General features: G+C 69.9%; 14 protein-coding genes. 9 read left to right on the forward strand and 5 right to left on the reverse strand.

Annotated elements, in window-relative coordinates; translation table 11 throughout:
• Nucleotides 1–148: 148 nt before the first annotated feature.
• The 4 genes from G4D83_RS04780 (at nucleotide 149) to G4D83_RS04795 (ending at nucleotide 2,249) form a co-directional block, all read left to right on the forward strand.
• Entirely contained in the window at nucleotides 149–373 is a 225-nt protein-coding gene (locus G4D83_RS04780) for a hypothetical protein (protein WP_163863263.1), read from the forward strand.
• A gap of 46 nt (nucleotides 374–419) precedes the next feature.
• Nucleotides 420–1,181 carry a hypothetical protein gene (locus G4D83_RS04785; protein ID WP_163863265.1) on the forward strand — a complete coding sequence of 254 codons (762 nt, stop codon included), beginning with the start codon at nucleotides 420–422 and terminating at the stop codon, nucleotides 1,179–1,181.
• 3 nt (nucleotides 1,182–1,184) lie between these two features.
• Nucleotides 1,185–1,745 (forward strand): hypothetical protein, encoded by a 561-nt coding sequence (locus tag G4D83_RS04790; RefSeq protein ID WP_163863268.1) that lies wholly within the window; start codon nucleotides 1,185–1,187, stop codon nucleotides 1,743–1,745.
• 126 nt (nucleotides 1,746–1,871) lie between these two features.
• Entirely contained in the window at nucleotides 1,872–2,249 is a 378-nt protein-coding gene (locus G4D83_RS04795) for a VOC family protein (protein ID WP_163863269.1), read from the forward strand.
• 26 nt (nucleotides 2,250–2,275) lie between these two features.
• On the opposite strand, the gene G4D83_RS04800 is transcribed toward G4D83_RS04795, so the two are convergent.
• The 5 genes from G4D83_RS04800 to G4D83_RS04820 all read right to left on the reverse strand — a co-directional run bounded on the left by G4D83_RS04800 (nucleotide 2,276) and on the right by G4D83_RS04820 (nucleotide 9,606).
• Nucleotides 2,276–3,136 (reverse strand): hypothetical protein, encoded by an 861-nt coding sequence (locus G4D83_RS04800; protein WP_240356154.1) that lies wholly within the window; start codon nucleotides 3,134–3,136, stop codon nucleotides 2,276–2,278.
• Nucleotides 3,133–4,083, reverse strand: a complete 951-nt coding sequence (locus tag G4D83_RS04805) for a hypothetical protein (RefSeq protein ID WP_163863271.1) — start codon at nucleotides 4,081–4,083, stop codon at nucleotides 3,133–3,135. The genes G4D83_RS04800 and G4D83_RS04805 overlap by 4 nt, the downstream gene beginning before the upstream one ends.
• Nucleotide 4,084: 1 nt before the next feature.
• Nucleotides 4,085–5,620: a pilus assembly protein gene (locus tag G4D83_RS04810; protein ID WP_163863273.1), complete on the reverse strand. Its 1,536-nt coding sequence runs from the start codon at nucleotides 5,618–5,620 to the stop codon at nucleotides 4,085–4,087.
• Entirely contained in the window at nucleotides 5,599–6,393 is a 795-nt protein-coding gene (locus G4D83_RS04815) for a TadE family protein (RefSeq protein ID WP_163863275.1), read from the reverse strand. The genes G4D83_RS04810 and G4D83_RS04815 overlap by 22 nt, the downstream gene beginning before the upstream one ends.
• Nucleotides 6,394–6,552: 159 nt before the next feature.
• Nucleotides 6,553–9,606 carry a helicase-related protein gene (locus G4D83_RS04820; protein WP_163863277.1) on the reverse strand — a complete coding sequence of 1,018 codons (3,054 nt, stop codon included), beginning with the start codon at nucleotides 9,604–9,606 and terminating at the stop codon, nucleotides 6,553–6,555.
• A 302-nt stretch (nucleotides 9,607–9,908) separates the two neighbouring features.
• Between G4D83_RS04820 and G4D83_RS04825 the strand changes: the two genes are divergently transcribed.
• From G4D83_RS04825 to G4D83_RS04845, 5 genes are all read left to right on the forward strand, one after another.
• A complete protein-coding gene (locus tag G4D83_RS04825; RefSeq protein ID WP_163863279.1) occupies nucleotides 9,909–11,765 on the forward strand; it encodes a sensor histidine kinase in 1,857 nt (618 codons plus the stop codon).
• Between the two features lie 264 nt (nucleotides 11,766–12,029).
• Complete coding sequence (locus G4D83_RS04830) at nucleotides 12,030–13,889, forward strand: cytochrome C (RefSeq protein WP_163863281.1); 1,860 nt, start codon at nucleotides 12,030–12,032, stop codon at nucleotides 13,887–13,889.
• A 27-nt stretch (nucleotides 13,890–13,916) separates the two neighbouring features.
• Nucleotides 13,917–15,080 (forward strand): FIST signal transduction protein, encoded by a 1,164-nt coding sequence (locus tag G4D83_RS04835; RefSeq protein WP_163863283.1) that lies wholly within the window; start codon nucleotides 13,917–13,919, stop codon nucleotides 15,078–15,080.
• A gap of 3 nt (nucleotides 15,081–15,083) precedes the next feature.
• Nucleotides 15,084–18,032, forward strand: a complete 2,949-nt coding sequence (locus tag G4D83_RS04840; RefSeq protein ID WP_163863286.1) for a response regulator — start codon at nucleotides 15,084–15,086, stop codon at nucleotides 18,030–18,032.
• Nucleotides 18,025–18,420 carry a response regulator gene (locus G4D83_RS04845; protein WP_163863288.1) on the forward strand — a complete coding sequence of 132 codons (396 nt, stop codon included), beginning with the start codon at nucleotides 18,025–18,027 and terminating at the stop codon, nucleotides 18,418–18,420. Before G4D83_RS04840 ends, G4D83_RS04845 begins: the two co-directional genes overlap by 8 nt.
• The last annotated feature ends 141 nt before the right edge of the window (nucleotides 18,421–18,561 follow it).

The following is an 18,561-nucleotide window of genomic DNA, read 5'->3' on the forward strand; positions in this document are numbered from 1 at the left end:
GTCTGAAACGGAAGGCGGCCGTGCCCCCGCCCGCTCGCCCCCACCCGCTCCCGCGTCCGCGTCCGCCTGCCCAGCTTGAGGAGGAAGACGGGGGCGCGTGCGCCAGCGGACATCTGGCGCGGGTGCGCCTGCCGCGCGGAGCCCCACCATGGCCATCATCATTCCCGACGAGCCCCTGGACACCCCTTTCACGCTCCCCGGCAACCGCGCCGAGGTGACGGGTGAGCCGGACGAACACTTCCTCACCGCGCAGGTGAGCTGGGACGGCGAACGCCAGCACGGCGGCGGCCATGTCCCCGAGGACTTCGAATGGACCTCCAATCCCAAGGAGCGCCAGGACGCGCTGATGGGCGAGTGGCCCGAGGAGCACTGATGCCGCGTGCGCTCGGCTGTCCGCCGGGGTAAGCGTCCCCGCCGCCATGAGCCGCTCCAAGGACAGAGGTGCAGACTTCACGCGCGAGTTCGAGGGCGCGCCGACACTCGACGGACTGCTGGAGGTGTCCGGCAGCCCTTGCGACACCGCGGAGGTGCTCGCCCGCATGCAGGCGGCCCACGCCAAGGGGCGCCCGCACAGCGACGTCATCCCGGGGCTGTTCGAGGAGGAGCCGCGCTTCCCCTCGCCGGACGTCGCCCGGCTGCTGTACCAGAACCTCCTGGGCCTCTGGGATTTGGTGGAGGAGGGGCGCGCGGTGCGCCTGGAGGATGGCCCTCGCCCGCCCCGGCCGAAGAAGGTCAAGGCCAGCCTGCCGCCGGCCTTCCACCCGGACGAGCCCACGGGCGAATTCGTGGAGGCGGCCTGGCGTTACCTGGAGGACGACGAGAAGGCGCGCACGCGGCTGATGCACTCCTTCGAAAACCGGCAGGATGCCTTGCTGGGCGCGCTTGACGCCGCGGGGCTCACGGACGAAGGATACGGGGTCGCCCGCCACCTGCTCTTCGAGCTGTACGCCATGCTGGAGCTGGGGTGGTCGCCGGGAGTCGCTTCGGTGCGCTCGGCGGCGCTGGTGGCGGACACGACGGCTCCACCGGTGCCCCAGTCCCTGCGGACGTATGCGGACGAGGCGCTCTTCGAGGCGGAGCAGGACGAGGAGCAGCCCCTGACCGCACAGGAGCTGGAGGCGGTGCGCACCCTCGTCCGCAGTGGACTCGCGGCGCTCTGGGGCGCACGCAAGGGGAGATGAAGGATGGCAAAGGACAGGGACGACAACGGCGGCGGCTTCTCCGGGAAGCGCGACAAGACGTGGCGAGAAATCGACGCGGGGCGCGCCAAGGGCAGCAAGTACCACTCCCGCCAGGATGACCCCGCGCAGCAGAAGATTGAGCGCAGCGCGAGCTACCAGAAGTACAAGACCGCCGCGGACGCGCTCTTCACCGGCGGCGAGCTTCCCGAGGGACTGGCGAAGACGTTCGACCCGGAGGGAAAGCGCAAGGCCCAGAAGCAGGCCATGCAGAAAGTCACCGAGTCCGAGACGCGCGCCGACTGGGTGAAGGCCGTGGTGGACTACCTGGAGAAGTACCCGGAGCTGCCCGAGGACGCGTACTTCCTGGACAGCCTGCTGGACCATCCGCGCGAGCGCATCGTCGACAAGGCGTTGGCCCGGCTGGAGGGGCTGGCCGAAGAGGGCAAGCTGCCGAAGAAGGTGCCGCAGAGCCTGGACCAGCGGCTGAAGTCGGTGGAGCTGACCAGCATGGACCCCGAGATGCAGGGCCGCGCCAAGGCGCTGCGCGAGAAGCTGCGCGCCTGAGACAGGGTGACTCGGGTGGGTGCTGGACGCCGCGCGGCCGCGAGCGACAAACCTGACACGAGGCTGACAGGAACAGGGGCCATGCTGACTTCGCTCGGACACTTCGCGCCGGGCGGGAGACACGTCATGGCCCATCGAGTGAACTGGTTCGAGATTCCCGTCGTCGACCTGGCGCGCGCCACGCGCTTCTACGAGGCGGTGCTGTCCACCACGCTGAAGGTGGAGGACTTCCACGGCACCCGGCTCGCCGTCTTCACCCGGAAGCAGGAGGGGGATGTGACGGGGGCGCTCGTCCACTCGGCGCACCTGCGGCCCTCGCTGGAGGGGAGCCGGGTGTACCTGGACGCGGGCACGGATTTGGATGGCGCCATCCGCCGCGTCGCTCAGGCCGGGGGCACGGTGCTGGTGGAGAAGACGTCCATTGGGGTGCTGGGCTCGTTCGCCGTGGTGCGGGACACCGAGGGGAACGCGGTGGCGCTTCACGCGCACGTGACGGCACATTGACGGCGGGGTGAGCGCCGTGGCGCGAGTCAGGGCGCGACGCGGCTTTCCGGTGCGCGGACGCGGCCCCGGTGCACGAGGACGACGGAGCGCAGTCCGCCTTCGGCGGGCTCATGCATGACGCGCAGCTCCTCGCCGGAGCGCGTGTACACCGTCGTGTCGCCGTCCTCGCGGCGCCATCCGTCGCGACGCAAGGCCTGGGCGTAGAAGGAGTCCACCTCTCCCGCGGACATGGGCACGAGGAAGGACATCGTCCTCGAGCTCTCTTCATTCACGCGCAGGACTTGTTGAGCGCCTGGGGGCAGCGTCGCGATATCGCCGACGGCGCCCGGCTCACGGCGGAGCGTGTGGTTGGCCTCGCCCAGGTAGACGAGGGTGATTCCGCCCTCCTGTGGTTGGAGGATGACGGTGAAGGTGATGCCCCGGTACATGTCGACGGCGGTGAGCATGGCCGCGCCGCTCGCGAGTTGGGGCTGTTCATCGCCCGGTGGAACGTGCAGGCCTCCAGCACGGAAGGCATCCGCGAAGCGTTGGACCAGGTCTTCGGCGCGCTCCTTCACCACCACCGCGCGAAGGACCACGGGTACGCCGCCGGCCTCCACCACTTCGTTGGCGTCGATCTGCTCCAGTACGCGCATCGAGGGCCAGGCGAAGCGCGGCGCACCGGGTGGCGACTCCGCGCCCGTGGGCGTCGGCGTGGCGCTCGAAGGCGCGGGCTTCGCGGTCGCCGCGGGCTTACCGCGCGTGGGCACCGAGCCGGACTTCGCGGTGGGACTCACGCCCGCTTCGACCTTCGGGCTCGACTTCGCAGCGCTCGCGCCGCCCTCGGGCACCCCAGCGGACACAGGGGCCGCGCTCAACAGCCACAGCGCGACGAACACGGACCTCACCGCACCCGCACTCCACCGAGCCACCGGTTCTGCCGGGGCGTGTTGTACGGGCGACCCAGGTTCGGCGCGCTGAAGGGCGTCGTCTCCCAGACCGACTGGCCGCCCGCGTGCGTCCCGCCGATGTTCTCCTGGTAGCGGTCCTCCTCGCCCCGGAAGCTCATGAAGAACTGGTCCTCGTTCACCGACTCCGAGCCCACCAGCCCCGCGAGCGCCGAGCCCGCGCCACCGCCTCCGCCGTTCGTCCGGTACACGCGCTCCGCCCAGAGGTAGTAGTCCCGGTTGCCGCAGACCGCCCCGCTGTTCACGCTCAACGGGCAGGCCCGTCCCTCCTCCACCGTCGACAGGCCCCAGTCATCCAGCAGCATCCCGAACCGCCCCTGGCACTGCCCCCCCGACGCACGCCCCGCCGCGCACACCCGGAAGGTCGCCGCCGCGCGCCGCTGTGACGCCTGGAAGAAGCTCGGCTCCATGAAGCGACCGATGCGCTCGGCGCGCAGCTGCGTGGAGGCCGTGCACCGCATGCCCTCCGTCAGCACCCGCATGGACGCCAACGGCCCCTGCGCATCCGCCGGCCTCAGCGTGGGCACCCCGGCGGGCAGCTCCGCCTCGCAGTCCACCTGGATGGGCTGCGCGCGCGCAATCGCCAACTGGAGCGGCACCCCACCCGAGCCATCCATCCGGCTGCGGCCGTCGTAATCCACGTAGCGGCCATTCGCCTCCGCCAGCGCTCCCGTCACGGCCGAGGCCCGCTGCCACTCCTGCTGCTCCGGGTCATGCATCACACGGCCCGTCGCGTTCCACATCGCGAAGTTCGCGGCCTCCTGCACCTTCAACGTCAGCGCCCCCACCTCCGCGAAGTAGATGCCGAACATGAGGATGGTGATGAACACCATCAACCCCAACGACGTTTCGACGAGGGACTGTCCTCGTGCCGCTCGCGAGCGCATGTCAGTACCCCCCTCCCCGCCGACTGCCACCGCGATAGCCCGCCTGCTCCAGCTCCCGCAGCGCCCGGCCGTGCTCGGAGAAGCCCGCCGCCTCCAGGCTCGCCGCGGGCCGGTCATCCGTGGAGCCCTCCGGACTCACCAGCGTGGCGCGCCAGAAGGGGTTCAGGAAGTTGGGCGGCTCACGCCAGCCTCCGCCCTGCCCCGCCGCGCGAGGCCGGTGGTAGTAGACGATGCCCGCCGACAGCGCGACCTGGTTGCGCTGCACGCTCTCACGCCCCGTGGGACGCGAGCGCCCCAGCGGAATCGCGAGGTCGAACTCCGTGGTGTTCTCCGCGGAGAAGGGGAAGCGGAAGAAGAGGTTCCACGGGTCCGGGCTCCTCCGCCGCGCATCGCTGCCGTAGTCGCGGTGCAGCACCGAGTACAGCTTCGGCTGGCCATAGTGGTTGTTCGGCCCCTGCTGCAGCAGGTCCACGTTGTAGCTCATCGCGAACGGCCAGATGCCCGGGCACGACACGCACATCCCCAGCGTGTGCCGCTCGAACAGCGGCTCGCCCGCCTCCGGCGCCTGTCCCGGCGGAAGGCGCAGGCCGTACACGTGCTGGTCCTCGGGCGTCTGCCGCTCGTCGGACATCACCCACGCATCCGTCACCGGCACCGGGAGGGGAGGCGGGTTGCTCGCGCACCGCGTGGGCATGATGGCCGTCGCATGGTCGTGCGCGGAGGAGTTGCGGCCCGACACCGTGGTGTACGTCGAGGCATCCATCTCCGCGGCCGCGCCGTAGCGCCGGAAGCCCGCGGACCGGGCGGCCCCGCCCGTGCCGAACCCCGCGCTGCCCGTGGCCCGGTTGTGCACCCACGTCCACCCCATGCTGCCCATGGTGGCGTTGAGGTGCGCGGACGTGGTGCCACCCACCGCGCACACCGCGCCGGCGCTACAGCCGCCACCACCCCGTCGCACCGCGTTCATCAGGTCCCCGTGGTTGGGCACCTCGTCGTCGCCGTTGAGCTCCTTGAAGCTCTTGCCCGCGCCATCCGGCGTGGCCTCCAGCTCCGGGTTGGCCCCCCGGGCGATGCGCAGCGCCAGCCGCTGGTCGGCGATGTGCTCGCGCAGCAGGTGGCTGTAGATGTTCAGCCCCGCCCGGTAGAGGTTGCCCGCGCTGCCCTGGAGCACCTGCACCTGCGTGGCGGCGGCCTTGTCCATCACCTCCCACAACACCGGCGTGAAGGCCGGCGTGCAGACGAGATGCGCCGCGTACACCTGGCTGCTGCGGCTGATGAGCGCCTGCGTGCCGGCCATGGCCACCATGTGGGCCACCTGCGCGCGGTTCATCACCGAAATCGCGTTGAACGTCCGCGCCGTCGCCACCGCCTGGCTGTACGCCGCCGCGTCCGCGGCCATCTGGATTTCGACGCGCTCCTTGGCCCGCATGCCGAAGCCCAGCGTCATCAACACCATCAACGCGAGCAGCAGCAGCGTCAGCGCGAAGAGGACGAGGGCCTGGCCTCGCGAGGACTTCAGAAGCCGGTGACGGGACATTCGGCGCCTCGCGAGAAGTTGTCGGCCATCACCGGCGTCATCATCCGCATCGCCGCGTGGACCTGGATGGGAAAGACGAAGTGGCCCCGGTTGCTCCACGTCACCATGCGCTCGTCCAGCGCGCCCCCCGGCCAGTCATTCGGCCCGAGCGGCGGCGCCTCGTCGTTCCACCAGTCCGAGCGCTTCTGCGCCGGCATCAGCGGATTGGTGGCCGTGTAGTTTCGCAACCCGAAGTGGGCCAGGAACATCCGGCTCATCACCCAGTTCGCGAAGGGGATGCGCATGTAGTACCAGGCCACCATGCGGATCTCCAACGTGCGGTTGTCGAGCGCCGCGTCGTTGTCCGTGGGCTGGTCGAAGAGCAAATCCTCGTCCCCCGCCAGCGCGTTCACCCACGCCACGTCCGGCGAGTCGCGGACAATCTCCACCATGGGCCCGTTGAAGAGGTTCCCGTAGGAGCTCATCACCCGGTACTCGTTGTCCCGCCGCATCCGGAACGCGTCCGCCAACCGCTGGGGAGTGTCCGTGCGGACGACGGACGGCAGCATCGTCACCATCGCCGCGTGCATCATCGGCAGGCAGTCAGCGTGGTTGAGGCTGCCCGCCCGCACCGCCCGGTACACCGCCACCTGCGCCAGGATTCGCGCCTGCAACATCATGAAGAGCTGCAGCGTCCCCAACACCAGGAACACCACCAGCGGGAGCGTCAAAGCCGCTTCCACCGCCGCCTGTCCGGACTGCTTGGATGTGGGTAACGTGGCGGGGGGAACCATACATCAATCAATTCCCTGAATCTTGTTGATTGAGGAATCGGTCAAGTGGACCGTAGCCAAAGTCAGTACCCAGTCCCACCGTATGCGACACAGTGGGACTGCCTGTCCCAAAACGGATGACACCCCGCGTCACGACCTCTCTTCCGCCGAGAAGCGCTCTCAGCGGTTGATGACGAACCCGCAGGCGGAGTCGAGCGTCACCTTGGCCCCGTCCAGGGCCTGGAGCAAGCGCACGTAGTGTGCGTGTTCGGCGCCCAGCTGGTCCGCGAGGGCCTCGTCGGACAGGCCCTGGTGGTCCAGGGACAGGCGCAGGCGCTCCAGGGCGGCGTCCCGCTCGGCTTCAATGGCCTCGCGGGCGGAGGTGGTGAGCTTCTTCAGCGCGACCTCCGCGGCGCGCTGGCCCACCGGCACCCCCGCGTCCACGAAGGCGTCGAAGCCCGGGAAGGCGCGCCCCACCTCGTCGCCCTTGAGCGACTTGCCGTCGGCCTCCAGCGCGGGGAGCAGGGAGTCGTCCGCCTTGGGGCCACCCGCACCGCCCTCCACCACGGCCACGTGCAGCAGCGTGCGCTCCAGGAAGCGCGCCAATTGGCGGCTGGGCACGCGCGCGCCCAGGGAGGTGTCCTCCGGCTCCGGGAGCTGCACGTGGTAGAGCAGCTCCAGCCCTCGCGCCTTCAGCGGCCCGCGCTTCTCGATGAAGCGGAAGGCGCTGCGGCCATAGGGTCCGTCGCGCAGGAAGCCGAAGAGGGCCTCCACCAGCGGGTGGCCGGTGGCGAAGTACTCCAGCTCCTCCGCCTCCACCGCCGTGTCGCGCCAGAAGGTGCCCAGCCGCGTGTGGTCCTCCATCACGTCCAGCCCCGGCAGCCCGTCCACCTTCAGCGCGTGGCCGAACTGGAAGGCCACCTGGAAGGCCTCCACCTGCTCGTCGATGTCCACGCCGATGCCCACCCGGCGCGCCAGCTCGGCGACCGTCTCCTCCAGCCGCTCGTCCAGGTCGCGCGCGACGCTCCACAGGCCGTCCTCCACGCCGGGCGCCTCGCCATCCTCGTCCTCGTCGGGCTCCAGGCCCATCCGCTCCTGCGCGCGCTTCACCAGGCGCTCCACCGCGGGCCGGTCGAAGCTGCGCACGTCCAAAAGCGGGTCATACGCGCGCTTCACCTGCTCGCGCGCCGCCTCGACCTTCGCCTTCAGCTCGGCGGCATAGGAAACACGGGCCTCGCGCGGCAGCAGCGCCAGCTCCGCGAGCCGGTCCTCCACCTCCTCCAGCACCGCGTCCAGGCCGCCCACCGTCTCGCCGAAGACGCCCACGGCATCCGCCAGCAGCGTCAGCACGTCCGACGCCAGCGTGCCCACCGGGTCGAAGACGTGGATCTCCACCGGGTGCGTCTGGCCGATGCGGTCCAACCGGCCGATGCGCTGCTCCACCGTGGACGGGCTCCAGGGCAAATCGTAGTGGACCAGGTGGTGCGCGAACTGGAAGTTGCGGCCCTCGCCGCCCACCTCCGTGCACAGCAGTACCTTCGGACCCTCGGGCCCCCGGAAGCGCGCCACCTGCCTGTCGCGCTCCACCAGCGGCAAGTCACCGTGGTAGCCCAGCGCCTCCACGCCCTCGCGCCCCAGCTCCGCCTGGAGCATCTCCAGCGTGTCCCGGCTCTCCGTGAAGACGAGCACCTTCGCCGCTGGCTCCGCCTTCCACACGTTGCGCAGCACGCCCAGGAAGGCGCCGAACTTCGCGTCGCGCGCGGGCAGCTTCAACTCCTCTGACTGCGCCTTCAGCACCGGGTTGGAGCGCACCGCGCCCGCGAAGGCCGCCGGACTCGACTCCAACCGCCGCAGCACGTTGCCCAGCGGCGCGCCCCGCAGCGTCCCCGCCGCCAGCGTCGCCAGCGCCGCGTCGCGAATCTTGAGCTCCTCCGCGGGCAACGTCACCGGATGGCGGTGCAGCTTGCGCTTCGAGAAACCACCCACCACCGCACGCCGGTTACGCACCAGCCTGTCGCTCAAGCTGTATGTCTCCGCCAGGTGCTGGAGCAGGGCCTCCGGCTCCTTGAGCGTCTTGAGCCGCGCATCCTCGGGGAAGCGCTTCGCCAGCGCCTTCACCGCCGCGTCGGGCTTGCCCTTGCCGCCCTCCATCAGCGCGCGCACCGCGGCGGACAGCTCCTCCTGGCGCGACAGGCGCTCCTCGAAGCCCGCCACGCTGGGCGCGGTGGCCGCGTCAATCAGCGTGAGCAGCCCGTGGTACTCCGCCGGGTCCAACTGCATGGGCGTGGCGGTGAGCAGCAGCAGACCCCAGGAGTTCTTCGCCAGGACGTCGGCCGCCTCGAAGGCCCGCTCACCCTTGAGGTGGTGCGCCTCGTCGATGATGACCAAATCCCAGAACGCGTCCTCGGCGCCGAGCTCCTGGCGGTGCTCCTCGCTGCGGGAGAGCAGCTCCAGGCTCGTCACCACCAGGGGGAAGCGCGCCCAGGGGGAGACGTCCGGCGCCTCCTTGAGCGACTGCGCGTAGCGGTCCGAGTCCATCAGCGTGAAGAGCTGGTTGAACTTGTGGAACAGCTCCACCAGCCACTGCACGGTGAGGTGGCTGGGCGCCACCACCAGACACCGACGCACGAGCCCCGACAGGCGCAGCGCGCTGAACACCATGCCCGCTTCAATCGTCTTGCCCAGGCCCACCTCGTCGGCGAGCACGAAGCGCGGACGGCGCGCGGACAGCACGCGCTGCACCACACCCACCTGGTGCGGCTTCACCATGATGCGGCTGGCCAGCAGCGCGCCCAGCGCGTCACAGCGGCGCTCGTCATCCAGGACCAGCGCCTGCTTGCGCAGCGTGAAGGCGCGGGCCTCACCCACCCGGCCCTCGCGCAGCGTGGACAAGAGGTCGGAGCGAGGGGGCAGCGCACGCACCTCCGACTCCGGCAGCTCGTCCTCCTCGCCCGTGTCCGCGTAGCGCAGCACGTAGCGGCGCAGGCCGCGCGCGCCCGGCTCCTCGGCCACCACCAGGGCCAGCCGCCCCTTGTACGTCACCACCGGCTCACCCGGTGGCAGCGGATACGACACCAGGGCACCGCCCTTGGTGGACACCAGAATCGGGGCGTCCTCCCGCGCGGGGAAGACGACGAGCGCCTTGGCGCCTTCCTCGTGGAGCGACAACAGGTGTCCCACACCCCATTCGGGCTGCGGGAGGTAGCGGACCTTCAGGCCTTCGACGAGGGACATAGGCGGTGCGGGACGACCCGAGCAAAGAGGGGGTCCGCCTCATAACTCCCAGCCCCGGCGATGGCCATGGTTGATGGGGCACCCCGCCCGTCACGCAACACCCCCACTTGCCGCTCCCGGCTCCCCCGGGCCCGCGAAACCCGGCGCGGCGTGGTCCAACTTCCACCCTGGGAGAGTCACGAAGCCCCCTGGGGTGACTCCGACTTTGTCCAACCGGGCAATGTTCCCGTCCCCTCGTATCAGGGATGCTGGCGGTCGCCTTCCTGATGCGGGTTCCCGCTAGGGACGGGGGGGAGTGCCACATGATGCGACGTTGGACGTTCGCTCAGCGAGTCGGGGCGGGTGTGTCCGCCTGCATGCTCGCCGGTCTGCTGCTCCTCGCGACACTCCTGTCCGCGGCGCACGGACTGCTCAACCACACCGAGGCCGCGCGCGTCGCGCTGCAACAGACGCTGCTCGCCGGCTGCGTGGGCCTGGCCGGCGTGGGCGCGCTGGGCTTCGTGCTGCACCACGCGCTGGCCCCGCTGCACGCCCGGCACGAGCACAGCGAGCAGCGCCTGCGCCTCTTGATGGAGGCCGTGACGGACTACGCGCTATGCTTCCTGGACCGGCACGGCCGCGTCACCGCGTGGAACGCCGGCGCGGAGCGCCTCACCGGCTGGGCCGCGACGGACGTCACCGGCAGCGCGCTGGAGTGCCTGCACCCCGAGGACGCCGTCGCCGCGGGCGTGCCCCGGGCCCACCTGGAGCGCGCCGCGCGCGAGGGGCGCCTGTTGTCCGAGGGCTGGCGCGTGCGCCGCGACGGCACGCGCTTCTGGGCGGAGACGCTGCTCACCGCGCTGTGGGACTCGCGCGGCAGGCTGCGCGGCTTCGCCGAGGTGACGCGCGACATCACCGAGCGCCGCCGCATGGAGCGCGCCCAGGCCCTCTTCGCCGAGGCCGGCCGCGTCCTCCAGCCGCTCTCTGGAGCCCGCGAAGTCGGCGAGGCCCTCACGCGCCTGTGCGTGCCGGAGGTCGCCGACGCGTGCATCCTCTTCCTGCCTTCCGAGGACGGCCAGGTGCGTCCCCAGGCCGTCGCCTGCGCGGACGCTCAAGCCGCGAGCCGCCTGTGGGAGCCGCTCTTGCGCAGCCCGCACGGCGACGAGGTGGGCCCCAGCCACGTGGTGTGCACGGGCCGCGTGGAGCTCCTGCCGGAGTTGAATCCAGAGCGGCTGCCCCTGGCGCTGGAGGGCACCGCGCATGGCGAGCTCCTGCGCGTGCTGGGCGTGACGTCCGCGCTCACGGTTCCGCTGGCGGTGGGCTCGCGCGTGCTGGGCGCGCTGTGCCTGCTGTCCACCGGCGCGCGGCGATACGGACAGGTGGACCGGGCCTTCATGGAGGAGCTGGCCGCGCGCGCCGCCCTCGCCCTGGACAACGCGCGCCTGCTCGCCGAGGCGCAAGGAGCGCTGGAGCTCATCGGTGTCGCCGCGCACGATTTGGGCAACCCCTTGAGCTCGCTCCAACTGAGGCTGCGGCGGCTGCGCCTCCTGGACGTCACCGCGCACGAGCCCCGCATGCGCGAGGGCCTGGCGGGCGTGGAGGGCGAGGCGCGCCGCATGGGCCGGCTGCTGCACAACCTGCTCGACTTGTCGCGCCTGTCCGCCGGCCACATGACGTTGGACCGTGAGGACGTGGACCTGGCCGCGCTGGTGCGGGAAGTGGCCGAACGCCACGCCGAGCAGGCCACCGCCGCCGGCTGCGCCCTCACCGTGCGCGTCGAGGAGGACGGCGACACCACCGGCAAGTGGGACCGGCTGCGCCTGGACCGCGTGGTGACGAACCTCCTGAGCAACGCGCTCAAGTTCGGCCACGGCCAGCCCGTCCACCTGAGCGTCCACGGCGATGCCTCTCACGTGCGCGTCACCGTGAAGGACGCGGGCCTGGGCATCGCCCCGGGCGACCAGCAGCGCCTCTTCCGCCGCTTCGAGCGCCTCCACGGCGACGGCGGCCCTCATCACCCCGGCACCGGCCTGGGCCTCTACATCGCCCACCAGCTCGTCGAGGCCCACGGAGGCTCCATCCACCTCCAGAGCCGAATCGGGGAAGGCGCGGAATTCACTATTGAACTTCCCAGGACCCTCCAGGGCAGGTCCTGCCTCGCCTTACAAGTCAGTGTCTAACCCCCTGTAATTGCTCCAGTGATTTGGGAAAATTCCGACAGTTGACACCTCCAGGGGTTTGAGGACAGCGGATTATTTTCCTAGAAGTTGAAGACATCTGTTCACTCCAGATATTCTTCGTACGGCTAAAAAAGGCTCGAACCGGGGAAACCCGGAAACGGGAGAGTTCCGGCCCACATCGTCCCCCCGACGACGGGCTACAGGATCCGCTGGCCGGGGCGCCAATGGTGGTGCCCGAAACCACACGTACGAGGAGATTCACCCATGGGTGGACTTGGAGCACCCTGGTCCCAGCGCGAGGCGTGTGTATCCCGCTCGCTCGGTTACCCCACGGCCAGCCGGAGGTTGCTGGTGGCCGCGGTGACGGGGTTGCTGGTGGCCTGCGGAGGACCGGAGTCGGGCTCGTCGGAAGAAGCTTTCGCGGTGGACTCGCTGGAGTCGGAGGTCCAGGCGCTGTCGGGGCTGGACGACTCGCGCCGCCCGCGCCCCCCCGAGCCGGTGGGCCTGGCGCTCGAGGTGGACAATGGCGTGGGCAAGCTCGTGCGCGTGCGCGCGGGCGGCACCTTCTTCATCAGCCAGATTGATATCCGCGCCGCGGTCATGACCTTCGTCGACCACAAGGACTTGAAGACGCTGCGCACCACCAGCGACTTCGCCGGGCTGGGCTGGACGGGCGTGCGCGCGGTCGACGAGGAGCCGGTGCTGCTGGGCAACCCCGGCGCGTACACCCGCCGCCGCTTCTACCGGGGCGCCGCGTGGATGGACGTGCCCAGCTTCTTCACCGTGGAGCCGGTGGACTCGCGCGGCCGCCTCACCGGCCTGCCCGTGCTCCTGAACATCGGCGCCGAGCACCAGCGCCGCGACCGCAGCGACGACTTCTTCATCCGCCGCCTGCGCGCCATCCACACCACGAGGGACTGCAAGACGCCCACCGACTGCACGGGCGCCAAGGACTTCGAGGAGGAGGCGCTGGTCGAGGTCCGCAACGCGTATGACCACGCCAAGGAACGCGCCATCACCATGGCCTCCGGCACCACCGCGCTGCGTCTGCGCTGGAGCCTGCGTCCCTTCGCCCCCTACTCCATCCCCGTGGAGCAGGTGAAGAACCCGGACTACGCGTACGGCTTCGGCATTGACGTGGCGGCCCTCACCCCGCCGCGCCGCGACGGCACCTACGCGCCCGGGTCCGAAATCACCTTCCAGGTCACCCTGCGGGACGGGGAAGGAAAACGGCTGCACCCCTCGGGCAGTCTGCCGGCCTACAATGAGGTCGCCCCCATCGGCGGAAACGCGGCGGGCATTCAGTACTATCGGGCCTTCTTCGATGCGACGACGACGTACTACCGCCGCAAGCACCGGGAGCGGATGCTGATGACGCAAATCATCGGGCCCGCACAGAACATCCAGCCCATCCGCTCCATCATCGACATCGACGCGTTCCTGGACCCGGAGGTCGATGAGCAGGTGGTGGCCACCGAGGCGCGCGACGGCGTGTACTCGCAGTTCGCGATTCTGCCCTTCGCCAACATCGTCTTCCGCGGCGCGTTCTTCCCCGGAGAGGGCCTCTGGGACCGTCCCAACACGGACACCTGGCAGTACACGATTCCCGCCAACGCCACGCCGGGCACCTATCTGGTGACGGTGAAGGGCCGCCGCGTGTACCTGGGCCAGGACGTGCCGGGCTCGCGCACCATCGAAATCCAGGTGGGTTCCAAGAAGCGCACCGAGGCGAAGCTGACGACGGGGCCGTGCAACAGTTGCCACAGCGAGGGCGGAGAGCTGTCCGAAGTCCTCCACGCCAACGACAACCGCGCCGCCTGCAACGGGTGCCATGCGCCGCTGGGCTTCGAATTGGAAGGCCCCATCTTCGTGCGCACGCACTTCATCCACTCGCGCTCCAACCGCTTTGATGCGCCGCTGGAGAAGTGCTCCTCCTGTCACCTGACGAAGGAGAGCATCCAGCGCACCAGCAAGGCCGCGTGCCTGTCGTGCCACAAGAGCTACCCGGACAACCACGTGGCGAAGTTCGGGCCCATCGAGAGCATGTACGTCGGGGGAGGCAGAGAGTCCTTCCAGCAGTGCACCGGCGCCTGTCATACCCAGCATCCGCGCGCCGGCCTCTAGCCGCCGCCAGCCCCCCGGAGGTCCTTCATGGCACAAGTGAAGATGCAGACGGCTCGCACCACGTTGAAGGAGCCTGATGCAGCCGCGGAGGACCTTCTCAGCCAACTGGGCGCCATCAAGCCGGTGCTGGTGACGATGTTCGCCTCGCGCAACAGGGACCAGCACGCCCTGAACCGCGCGGTGCGAGAGCGGCTGCCCCCGGGCACCCGGCTGGTGGGCGCCACGACGGCGGGCGAGCTGGACAACACCGGCATCCACGAGGGCAGCGTGGTGCTGTCCGCGCTCTCGGGAGACCTGGAGGTCGGCCTGGGCCTGGGCACCGGGCTCTCCGTGGACGCCATCTCCGCGGGACAGGCGGCCATCAAGCGCGCCTGCGAGGATTTGGGCGTGCGGCAGCAGGACCTGGACCCGCGCCGGTTTGTCGGCCTCGTCATCGACGACGGCTTCCGCTACAAAAAAGAAGAGCTGCTCCTGGGCATCCTGGAGCGCAGCCAGACGCTGGTGCTCGTGGGCGGCGGCGCCAGCGACGACAGCCGGGACCCGGCCAGGCAGTCCGCGCTGGTGCACGTGGACGGAGAGGTCGCCACCGACGCGGTGCTGGTGGCCCTGTTCCGCACCAGCGCGCCGTGGGGTGCGCTGCGCTCGCACTGGTACGTGCCCACCGGAGAGAAGCTCACCATCACCAAGGTGGACGAGAGTCACACCCGCGCGCTCGAAATCGACGGCCGCCCGGCCGCGAAGCGCTACGCCGAAATCCTGGGCGTGGAGGACGTGCGTGACTTGGAGTTCGGCACGCCCCAGGGCTTCGCGGTGCGCCCCACGGCGCTGCGCGTGGGCCGCGAGTACTTCATCCGCGCGGCGTGGAGGCCCCAGGAGGACGGCTCCATCCTCTTCGCCAACCTGCTGGAGGAGGGCACCGAGCTGGAGCTGATGAGGCTGGGTGACATGGCGGGGATGACGAGGCAGTTCTTCACCGAAGAGGTGCCCCGCCGGGTACAGAACCCCCAGGCCGCTCTCCTGTTCCACTGCGGCGGGCGCATGTGGTACGCGCATGCGACCAACACGGTTTCCCAGCTCGCGGAGACTTTGAAGGCCGCACCCACCGCCGCTGGGATGAACGTGCACTTCGAAATCTACTCGGGGTTCCACATCAACACCACGTTGACCACGCTGGTGTTTGGGGCGAACTGAGCCATGGCCACCTCCCTCACCTCCTCCGTGCCGACGGCGGCCACCGCCACCCTCCTGCTCGTGGCGAGCGAGCGCGAGTGCCAGCGCGTGGAAGAGGCGCTCGCCCAGGCGGGCGTCGTCGCCCAGGCGGAGCGGGCCACCAGCGTGGAGGCCCTGACGGCCGCGCTGGCGCGTCCCTGGTCGCTCGTCGTGTGTGGCTCGGAAGTGCCGGGCCTGGGCTTCACGGAGGCGCAGGCGCTGTGGCGCAAGCACTCGCGCGAGCTGCCCTTCGTCGTGCTGTCGCGCGACTGGAGCGACGACACGCTGGAGGCCAGCACCCGGGCGGGCGCTCGCGACTACGTCACCGAGGACCGCTTCAACCGGATGGCGCCCGTGCTGCGCCGCGAGCTGCCCCTGGCCGGAGACAGGCTCCGCCACGACGCCACCGCGGAGGAGCTGCACCGCACCAACTGGATTCTGGGCAACATCATCGACGCTCTGCCCTTCGTCCTCTTCGTGAAGGACGCGGCGACGCGCCGGCTGGTCGTGGCCAACAAGACCTTCGCTGACGCGTTCGGCGTCACCAAGGAGTGGCTGCTCGGCAAGCTGGACCACGACTACTTCCCGCGGGAGCAGGCGGACTCGTTCGTCGCCATCGACTCCGACATCCTCTCCTCCAAGAAGATGCGCTCCTTCGAGGAGGTGGCGCGCGCGGGCGGCGTGGACCGCATCTTCGCCACGCGCAAGCTGCCGCTCCTGGATGGCGGCGGCGAGGCCCGCTACGTGCTGGGCGTCACCGAGGACATCACCGAGCGCAAGCAGAACGAGGAGATGCTGCGCGCGTCCAAGGCGGAGCTGGAGGCGGCCAACAAGCAGCTCGCCGCCAGCCTGGAGGAAATCAAGCGCACGCGCGCTGTCTCCGCCCGCTCGCTGGCGTCCTACCAGCAGCGCGCGCTGCAGATGGAGATCATCCGCCAGCAGAACGAGGACCTGGACCGGCTGGCCCAGGAGCTGGCGCTGGCCAAGCGCAACGAGGAGGAGCGCGCCCGCGAGGCCGAGGCCGCGGTCCGCCTCAAGAGCGAGTTCCTGGCCAACTTCAGCCATGAAATCCGCACGCCGCTCAACGGCATCATCGGCTACTGCGACCTCTTGATGCGCGAGGAGGGCTCGCGCCTGACGGCCCATGGCCGCCGCGACCTCAACGTCGTCAAGACGAACGCGAAGACGTTGCTCGCGCTCATCAACGACATCCTGGACCTGTCCAAGATTGAAGCGGGCAAGGTGGATGTCGTCACCGAGCCGGTGGACGTGCAGGAGCTGGCCGACGAGTGCATGGCCACGGTGAAGGAGTACCTCAAGGGCAAGGACGTGGCCCTGACGACGCACATCGACGGCCAGGCGAGCATGCTGCGCACCGATGCGCTGAAGCTGCGGCAGATCATGCTCAACCTCCTGAGCAACGCCGCCAAGTTCACCGACACGGGCGAAGTGGCGCTGAGCATGGTGCCCTCCGGCGACGAGGTGGTGATGACGGTGGAGGACACCGGCGTCGGCATCCCCTCGGACCAGCTCCCCTTCATCTTCGAGAAGTTCCGCCAGGTGGACGGCTCCACCACGCGCAAGGTGGGAGGCACGGGCCTGGGGCTGGCGATTGTGCGCGAGCTGTCGCGCGTGCTCGGCGGCAACGTCAGCGTCGTGTCCACGCTGGGCCGGGGCACCACCTTCACCGTGCGCCTGCCCAACAACATGGCGGACCGGTCGGAGGACGCGCCGCAGGTGGCGGTCCACGAGCGCGGCGTGCCGGTGGCGGAGGTCGCCCAGCACGTGAGCTCGCTGGCGCAGCCCGGCAGCACGGTGCTGGTGGTGGATGATGATCCGCTCATCCAGCAGCTCGTCACCGGCCAGTTGGAGCCCGCGGGCTTCAAGGTGGTGGTGGCCGAGGACGGCATCGCCGCCCTCAAGCGCGCCCGGGAGCTCCGGCCGCAGGCCATCCTGCTGGACATCCACCTGCCCAAGCTGGACGGCTGGTCCGTGCTCAGCCAGCTCAAGGGCGATGAGTCGCTGGCCAGCATCCCCGTCATCCTCATCTCGGTGGAGGAGCAGCGCGCGCGGGGCTTCTCGCTGGGCGCGTGCGAGTACCTCGTCAAACCGGTGGAGCCCGAGCGCCTGGTCGAAGTGGTGCAGCGCTGCCTGGGCCAGCCGTCCGGCGGCGCGTCCGCGGGCGACGTGCTGGTGGTGGACGACGACTCCGCCACGCGCGAGCTGGTCAGCCGCAACCTGCGCCGCGCCGGCTTCTCCACCGCCGAGGCGAGAAACGGCGAGGACGCGCTGCTCAAGGCCCGCGTCTCACCGCCGTCGCTCGTCGTGCTCGACTTGATGATGCCCAACCTGGACGGCTTCGAGGTGCTGCGCCGGCTGCGCGCGGAGAAGCTCCAGGTGCCCGTCGTCGTGCTCACCGGCAAGTCGCTCACCCACGAGGAGGAGTCGCTCCTGCGCGACGGCTTCGCCGGCTTCGTGAAGAAGGGCGGCCACGCGCTGGAGGACGTCATCGCCCAGGCCAAGGGCCTGCTGTTGTCCCAGCGCGCCGCCAGCGCCGGCAGGCTGCCGCGCATCCTGTATGTGGAGGACAGTGCCCAGAATCGGGACATCGTCCGGCGCTACCTGGGTGGACTGTTCGAAGTCATCGAGGCGGAGGACGGAGAGCACGGACTGGAGCGCGCGACGCGCGACAATCCGGACCTCATCCTGATGGACCTCTCCCTGCCGCGGTTGGATGGTTGGGAGGCAACACGTCGCTTGCGTGCGGTACCCTCCGTGGCCAACGTGCCGGTCATCGCGGTGACGGCTCATGCGGGGCGGGAATATCAGGACAAGGCACACGCGGCGGGCTGCACCGCGTACCTCACCAAGCCCCTTGATCGTGACCTGTTGCTCGAGATGATCCGCAAGCATCTAGGGAGAAGCCATGGTTGAAGAAAAAGCACGCGTCCTGGTGGTGGACGATGACCCGGACCTGCTCGACCTCGTCCAGCGCTCGCTGAGCTCCTACGGCTTCGAGGTGCTGACCCACACCTCGGCGCTGGGTGTGTCGAACCTCGTGAGCGCGTCCGAGCCGGACTTCGTCCTCATCGACGTCAACTTCCCCGCCCTCAAGGGCGACAAGGTCGTCAACCTCGCGCGCCAGTACGCCTCCGCGAAGACGAAGTTCATCCTCTACTCGGCCTCGGACGAGTCGAAGCTGCGCTCGCTCGCGCTGGCCTCCGGCGCGGACGGCTACATCTCCAAGAGTGTCCAGGGCGAGGAGCTGGCCAACCGGCTGCGCACCTTCCGCCTCAAGCCGCGCCCGCCCTCGGGCACCTGAGCCGTTGTCCTTCCGTGCTCCGGGCCACCCAACGGCCCGGGGCGCGGCACCCGAAGTACCCACCGTCGTAGCGAGCCACGTCCGCTGTCCCAAGTCGGGCACGTCTCCTTCGCACTCCCAACCCTGAATGCCCACCTCTCC

Source organism: Myxococcus eversor (assembly GCF_010894455.1).
GTDB classification, from domain to species: Bacteria; Myxococcota; Myxococcia; order Myxococcales; family Myxococcaceae; genus Myxococcus; species Myxococcus eversor.

Coding starts and splice junctions, on each gene's coding strand:
- G4D83_RS04780 (WP_163863263.1), top strand. CDS start 149: ATGGCCATCATCATTCCCGACGAGCCCCTGGACACCCCTTTCACGCTC.
- G4D83_RS04785 (WP_163863265.1), top strand. CDS start 420: ATGAGCCGCTCCAAGGACAGAGGTGCAGACTTCACGCGCGAGTTCGAG.
- G4D83_RS04790 (WP_163863268.1), top strand. CDS start 1,185: ATGGCAAAGGACAGGGACGACAACGGCGGCGGCTTCTCCGGGAAGCGC.
- G4D83_RS04795 (WP_163863269.1), top strand. CDS start 1,872: ATGGCCCATCGAGTGAACTGGTTCGAGATTCCCGTCGTCGACCTGGCG.
- G4D83_RS04805 (WP_163863271.1), bottom strand. CDS start 4,083: ATGCGCTCGCGAGCGGCACGAGGACAGTCCCTCGTCGAAACGTCGTTG.
- G4D83_RS04810 (WP_163863273.1), bottom strand. CDS start 5,620: ATGTCCCGTCACCGGCTTCTGAAGTCCTCGCGAGGCCAGGCCCTCGTC.
- G4D83_RS04815 (WP_163863275.1), bottom strand. CDS start 6,393: ATGGTTCCCCCCGCCACGTTACCCACATCCAAGCAGTCCGGACAGGCG.
- G4D83_RS04820 (WP_163863277.1), bottom strand. CDS start 9,606: ATGTCCCTCGTCGAAGGCCTGAAGGTCCGCTACCTCCCGCAGCCCGAA.
- G4D83_RS04825 (WP_163863279.1), top strand. CDS start 9,909: ATGATGCGACGTTGGACGTTCGCTCAGCGAGTCGGGGCGGGTGTGTCC.
- G4D83_RS04830 (WP_163863281.1), top strand. CDS start 12,030: ATGGGTGGACTTGGAGCACCCTGGTCCCAGCGCGAGGCGTGTGTATCC.
- G4D83_RS04835 (WP_163863283.1), top strand. CDS start 13,917: ATGGCACAAGTGAAGATGCAGACGGCTCGCACCACGTTGAAGGAGCCT.
- G4D83_RS04840 (WP_163863286.1), top strand. CDS start 15,084: ATGGCCACCTCCCTCACCTCCTCCGTGCCGACGGCGGCCACCGCCACC.
- G4D83_RS04845 (WP_163863288.1), top strand. CDS start 18,025: ATGGTTGAAGAAAAAGCACGCGTCCTGGTGGTGGACGATGACCCGGAC.